Here is a 6,229-nt window from a genome sequence, read left to right on the forward strand (position 1 = left end):
TAATTTTTATATACAACAAAAATTATAATATAGACTATGGATATGAAAAATACTGTTATACTTTTAATATTATTACTTTCAATATTAGGACTCATAATTGGTGTTCACTATACTGTGGATGAAAGTAGCGATGCGAGTCAAGATAATGAAATGGGTATAAAAAGTGATAGTCCATCAATCATCATTCATTTAGAAAAACAAAATAATGAACCTAATTTAATCAATGAAATACTATACTCCAAATAAAAAAAAAGATAGAATAATTAAACTCTATCTTCTGTTTTTGTCCAATCCTCATTTTTAGACGGAAGAACAGTAAATACCAATGCAGATATTAGCAATATCGCCGCTGAGATGATTGTGAAATTCAATTGATGAATAGTGGATGAATTAATAACATCAATCAGGCCTCCAATCCAAACTATTGAAATGAAAATCGGAAGTATATATTTGACGATGACAATCCACCATTTTCCAAGCTTAATTGTTCTGGTTCTGGAATTCATGAAATCAACTAATTTTTCAGCTTTGAATACCCATGCAAAGATTATGCACTCTACGATTACACCAAACAGCAATGCAATCTGATTGATGAATGTATCCACATAACCCAGCAATGACCCTCCGTATGAAGTCGCATAAATCATTGATATGAGAGCTCCGATGACACACAAAATGGACATTGTCTTGTTTCGTGTAAGGCCAAATTTATTTTGAATTGAAAAGGATAACGGCTCGATTGTTGATAGGATGCTTGTAAGACCTGCAAGATAAACTGTTAAGAAAAACAGAGGTCCTAAAACATAAGCCCATTGACCCAATACATTGAATACAGTAGGATAAGCGACAAACACAAGTCCTGTTCCTTGAGTTACCAATTCAGATACCGCTGTACCTGATTGAAGTGACATGTAACCTAAAATTGAAAATACCCCCAAAGCCGCAAAGTTTTCAAATAATGAATTGGCAAGAGCTATTGAAATCGTATTTGTGACTAAATCAGCATTGTCCTTGGTATAGCTTGCATAAGTAAATGCGATTGACATTCCCAAACTCAGTGAAAATACTATTTGCCCAAATGCGGCCATCCAAATTTCAAAATGGCTTAAAAGTGACCAGTCAGGATTGAATAACTCGGCAAGCCCAATTGAAGCTCCCGGCAAGGTCAGTGAAAATACTACAATGACCACCATTATAATGAACAATAAAGGTACTAAAAGTTTTGAAACCTTACCTAATCCTTTTTCCAGGTCCCTATGAGAGATGAACCAGATTATCACCCAACCAACAAGCATTGCAATGGCAATGTATGGAATGAAATGAGTTAAGCTCAAGTAAGAATCGGAAGACTGGAGAAGAGTATTTGCAAAGAAAGCGTTTGGATCTGCTCCCCAACCTTTAAAGAAACTCAACAGAATATAGATTCCATCCCAACCCAAAATAGCTGAGTAATAAATCATAATCATGAACACGGCAACGGGCAACAGCCATCCCAAATATTCAAATTTGGAATTAATCTTTGCAATTGCCTTTGCAAAAGAAGATTTATAGTTATATCCAACACCATATTCCAAAATTAAAAAAGGTATTCCCATGAGCAAAATTGCCACTATATAAGGGATATAAAATGCTCCTCCCCCATTAGAATAAAGCACATAAGGATATCTCCAAATATTTCCAAGTCCTACTGCAGAACCAATCATCGCTAATATGAATGAAAGGTTACTTCCCCATTCGTTTTTATCTCCCATAATTCCCCCATTTCCTATTTAATATATGTCTTATACTTTTATCACCATACAATAAATAGGTTTAGATTTTAATGGAAAATGAATGATTGAAAATTGTATTTAAAAAAAGATAAAATAAGCGTGTTAAAAATTTAAATTGCACATGAAAACACTTTCAAATCATTTGTTTCATGTGCTGAATGATATTTGAGATTTTAAAAGAAAATAAAGTTTATCCGACAATGAAATATTTATATTGTGTTTCACTATGGTCGCTTAAATCCTTAAAGATGTCATCTACAAAAATGTTGTCACATTTTAGTTTTGCGAAAATTTCCATATATTCATCTACAGTACGATAAATCGCATTATAATCTGATTCTAAACCTTCTGAATAGAAATCTTTAAGAGTCAGTCTAGTTTCTAAACAGGAAACAGGCTCCATAGCAAATACTTTCATGTCTTCAGCACCGATATTGTTTACCTCATCCATGACAGTTCCCATATCATCATCGTTAATGTACATTAAAAATCCGCTGAATACAATTACATCAAAAGGAGGTTCAATCAATAACTCATCCACTTTAATGTCTGTAGCGGACATTACCTGAAACTTACAATTGTCATAATTTTGTGATTTATTTGCAATTTCAATAAGGTCTTCTGAGAAATCCAATCCTAAAAATGACTCGCATTTATCATGGAATGCTTCTGCCCAACGTCCAATTCCACAACCGATTTCAATGACTTTTTTGCCTGAAACGTCAATACTTTCAAATAATAATTTTTTCTCTTCTTCGTGTCTTTTTTGGGAAACTTCCTTATCTTGGAATAAGACAATAGACAGGTCACTGTCAAAATCCTTATTTGCTCTTTTGTTGAAGAAATCCTTTACTTTTTCTGAATTGATATCTTCCTTATCACCGTATAACCTTGACATTTTTTCACCTAAATGCTTTGATAAATGATTAATATAAATTTTCTATATTAAACTCTATATAAGTATGTTTATTAAAACTAATACTAAAAAGTTATGCAAATTTTCAATCTTCAATGGGTTAATCAATATTTACCGAAATCAACCTCATTCAATCCATGGCCAATACGTTCCTCTTCAGGAGGAAGCTGCATATAATCTCCAAAAACCTGACCTAAGGTAGCTTCCTGGTTATTTGGAATATTGGCATAGATATCTTCAAATTTGGCTTTTTTGATTGGTTTAAAGTCTTCAATTTTAAAACAGGACAATGTATTCAATGTCAAATCCGCATAGTATTTGCATTCCTGATTTTCATATTTTCTAAATAGATTAGGCAGCTTTTTTTGAAAATACTTAGGAGTCAAACCTATTTTATTGATGACAGAATGAAGCAGGTTTGATACTACTTCAATCGCTCTAACGTCATATTCGACTTTAATTGAAGAAATGGAGCATAATTTAGATAGCAATAAACATCTGCGCATGTATATGAATCTTTTGATTTTGTTGTTTGGGACCTTGTCGAGAATAAACAGGTCAACGTGAATTCCCAATTTGAATGGAACCTGCTTATCCCAATATTCAGACCAGTAAGTTCCGTTTAAAGACAATCTGCCGAATTGGAAGAAATAGTTCTCATCATATCTTATATCAAAAACAGTGTATTTTTCACAGTTCTTTTCTTCCATTACCTTTAAAAACTTCTCGTAATCATCTCTAAACATTATCAAATCAATGTCATCATCCCATGGAATGAATCCCTGATGCCTGACAGCACCGATTTCTGTTCCATAAATCAAATAATAATCCAAATTGTTTTCATCACAAATTTCAATAAAATCCTTTAAAATCAAAAGTTCAACATCCTGAATATGTTGAAGCACTTCATCATTATTGCTCATCCTATCGCCATTAACTAATATTTATTAATTTTATTAAAATTATTGTTTTCAAAATCTTCCATTACCTTACAGATTGCTTTTGAAACATCGAAATCTATATATGCATTGTTTTTACTAAGTTCAATTGCCTTTGCAAAAGCTACAAGCTCATATCTTATTCCTTCACCATCCAATTGGTAGAAATACTTTCGATTATCCTCCTGATTTTCATATCTCAATTCAAAGTAATCTGTTTTCCACCAAGGAGCCGGAATATAAGCATATCCATCAGACCCGGAAATTATCAGTTCACCTTCAGATTTGACGCTGTTTGCAACTTTAATTGAAGCTACTGCATTTTCATATTGGAAGTCTATTTTTGTGAACAAATCAAAATTAGGCTTATCCTCAAGAATTAATGAAGTTATATTAATATCCTTATAATCAACACCTAAAATTTGGAAAATCGGTAAAAGAGCTGTTGGAGCCCATGAAGTTATACTGTTCCATGAATTGTCGTCATAATCCCTTATACTGGTACATGTAGCATCAATGGAATAAATGTCTCCAATGTTTCCGCCTTTAAGTAAAAGCAATAATCGATTATATGCTGTTGAATAGGCAGTTTTAATGGAATCCATTAATATCAAGTCATTTTCAAGTGCCAATTGCTGCAGTTCAACGCATTCATTTTCATCTAAAGAAAATGGGGATTCACATAGAACATGTTTTCCCTGATTCAATGCCTGCTTTATTTGAGAATAATGTTTTGAAGGGTGAGATATGATAAATACTGCATCAACAATATCCAGTAAGTCATTGTAATTGTCAACCAAAGTCAATTGTTCATTTTCATAGCATTTTACTTCATTTTCATTATCGATGCATATTGCATTAACTTCAATCCCATTGACAAATTTGGATTCATCGAAAAACTTTTTCAAGACGTTTCCTTCACCTATAAGACCCAGATTAACATTGCGATTTTTAGATCTGATTTCTGAACTTGAAACACCTTCAGTTCTCTCCAAATAAACGACATCACAATATTCCTTAAGATAATCAAAATGACCTACCCAATCGGAACCTACAGTAAAAATATCAACACCATATCTTTTAATATCATCAATCTTTTGACCTTCATATTCCTCGATTATGATTTCATCAGCAAGTCCTGTTGCCCTGACTGATTCTATTCTTTCCATCAATGACTGTTTGACATTGATTTTACCGCGCTGTTTATCAAAATCGTCTGCAGTAACACCTACAATCAAATAGTCACCAAGTTCTTTAGCCCTTTCCAATAATCTTTGGTGACCATAATGAAATAGGTCATATGTTCCATATGTAATTACCTTAATCATTTTAAAATTCCTCTTTTTTCCAAATCTTTAAAAGCATCAATTAATTTATCATTATCCTCAATTGTCAAGTCTCCAATGTGGCCTACCCTAAACATTTTACCTCCAATTTCGCCACCATTTGGATTGACCCAAATTCCGTACTCCTTTTTTAAGCAATCAACAATATCATTTGCATTTGAGTTAATGCAATAAACTCCAGTTACTGAATTTCCTAGACAATTACAGTGAATTTCCAATGGCAAATCATTGATTCTGTTCCTGAAATCATTAGCAATCATGGATGTTCTTTCAATTTCCGCTTCAACTCCACCCTGTTTTTTAATTTGCTTTAGCCTCTCATTAATTTGCAATAAAATTGTAACTGCAGGAGTAAAAGGAGTTTGGCCCCTTTCCCCATTTTTCAACATGTCCTTTAAATCAAAATACATGGATTTGCATTCGTTATTTTCAATTCTTTCTAATGCATTTGGACCTAAAACAATTATTGATATTCCTGGAGGACAGGCTAGTGCCTTTTGGGAACCTGTAATAAACACATCAATATTGTTTTCAACCATATTTAATGGATCTGCCAAAAACGAACTTATAGCATCCACAACGAGAAATATGTCATTTTTTAAACAGAACTCTGATATTAAATCCAAATCATAGTGAACGCATGAGCTGGTTTCACATATATTGACTAAAAATCCTGTAAAGCCCTTATTGTCATATGAATCTAAAATGTCTTGAGTAATATCCTGGCCGAATTCCAATTTTATCTCTTCAAAAGGAACTTCATGAAGTTCACACAACTCAACGAAACGTTGCCCGAATCCGCCGCCATTTACAATCAAAACCTTATCGTTTTGTGTAAAAACATTCATTATGGTGGCTTCCATAGAGGCTGTTCCTGAACCTGTGATAAAGACGGCTCTTGAATCTTCACTAGCATAAACAAATTCTTTCATCAATTCTTCATTTTCAAACATCACTTCTGAAAATTCATCATTTCTAAAATAAGGAGTCTGCTCTCCACCTATTTTTCTAACAGACTCACTACTCATTACAGGACCAACAGTAAAATTTAACATAAAATGACTTCCTATATTATTAAAAAAAAATTTATATTATCTATTATAAAATATAATTTAAAAAAAGAAATATTTAAAAATTTCCAATACACATTTTTCAAAGAATTATCCGATAAATTGAATAAGAACTAGAGGAAAATTTACATGATGAGAACAAAACGATATGATGATGAAACATTAAAACATTTACAGCAGGTTGAAC

6 protein-coding genes are annotated in these 6,229 nt (G+C 32.6%); 1 reads left to right on the forward strand and 5 read right to left on the reverse strand.

Going from position 1 to position 6,229, the window contains the following annotated elements; genetic code table 11:
• The first annotated feature begins 114 nt into the window (after window positions 1-114).
• Window positions 115-246 carry a hypothetical protein gene (locus ACJMLZ_RS03435; RefSeq protein ID WP_405303962.1) on the forward strand — a complete coding sequence of 44 codons (132 nt, stop codon included), beginning with the start codon at window positions 115-117 and terminating at the stop codon, window positions 244-246.
• 17 nt (window positions 247-263) lie between these two features.
• Here ACJMLZ_RS03435 and ACJMLZ_RS03440 read toward each other — a convergent pair whose 3' ends face one another.
• From ACJMLZ_RS03440 to ACJMLZ_RS03460, 5 genes are all read right to left on the reverse strand, one after another.
• Complete coding sequence (locus ACJMLZ_RS03440; protein WP_405303963.1) at window positions 264-1,751, reverse strand: sodium-dependent transporter; 1,488 nt, start codon at window positions 1,749-1,751, stop codon at window positions 264-266.
• A 211-nt stretch (window positions 1,752-1,962) separates the two neighbouring features.
• Window positions 1,963-2,670, reverse strand: a complete 708-nt coding sequence (locus ACJMLZ_RS03445; protein ID WP_405303964.1) for a class I SAM-dependent methyltransferase — start codon at window positions 2,668-2,670, stop codon at window positions 1,963-1,965.
• 122 nt (window positions 2,671-2,792) lie between these two features.
• Complete coding sequence (locus ACJMLZ_RS03450; RefSeq protein WP_405303965.1) at window positions 2,793-3,611, reverse strand: phosphorylcholine transferase LicD; 819 nt, start codon at window positions 3,609-3,611, stop codon at window positions 2,793-2,795.
• A gap of 14 nt (window positions 3,612-3,625) precedes the next feature.
• A complete protein-coding gene (locus ACJMLZ_RS03455) occupies window positions 3,626-4,954 on the reverse strand; it encodes an adenylyltransferase/cytidyltransferase family protein (protein ID WP_405303966.1) in 1,329 nt (442 codons plus the stop codon).
• Complete coding sequence (locus ACJMLZ_RS03460) at window positions 4,951-6,027, reverse strand: pyridoxal-phosphate-dependent aminotransferase family protein (RefSeq protein ID WP_405303967.1); 1,077 nt, start codon at window positions 6,025-6,027, stop codon at window positions 4,951-4,953. Before ACJMLZ_RS03460 ends, ACJMLZ_RS03455 begins: the two co-directional genes overlap by 4 nt.
• Window positions 6,028-6,229: the final 202 nt, after the last annotated feature.

It is taken from the genome of Methanobrevibacter sp. (assembly GCF_045126245.1).
Classification (GTDB): Archaea; Methanobacteriota; Methanobacteria; order Methanobacteriales; family Methanobacteriaceae; genus Methanocatella.

Coding starts and splice junctions, on each gene's coding strand:
- ACJMLZ_RS03440 (WP_405303963.1), bottom strand. CDS start 1,751: ATGGGAGATAAAAACGAATGGGGAAGTAACCTTTCATTCATATTAGCG.
- ACJMLZ_RS03445 (WP_405303964.1), bottom strand. CDS start 2,670: ATGTCAAGGTTATACGGTGATAAGGAAGATATCAATTCAGAAAAAGTA.
- ACJMLZ_RS03450 (WP_405303965.1), bottom strand. CDS start 3,611: ATGAGCAATAATGATGAAGTGCTTCAACATATTCAGGATGTTGAACTT.
- ACJMLZ_RS03455 (WP_405303966.1), bottom strand. CDS start 4,954: ATGATTAAGGTAATTACATATGGAACATATGACCTATTTCATTATGGT.
- ACJMLZ_RS03460 (WP_405303967.1), bottom strand. CDS start 6,027: ATGTTAAATTTTACTGTTGGTCCTGTAATGAGTAGTGAGTCTGTTAGA.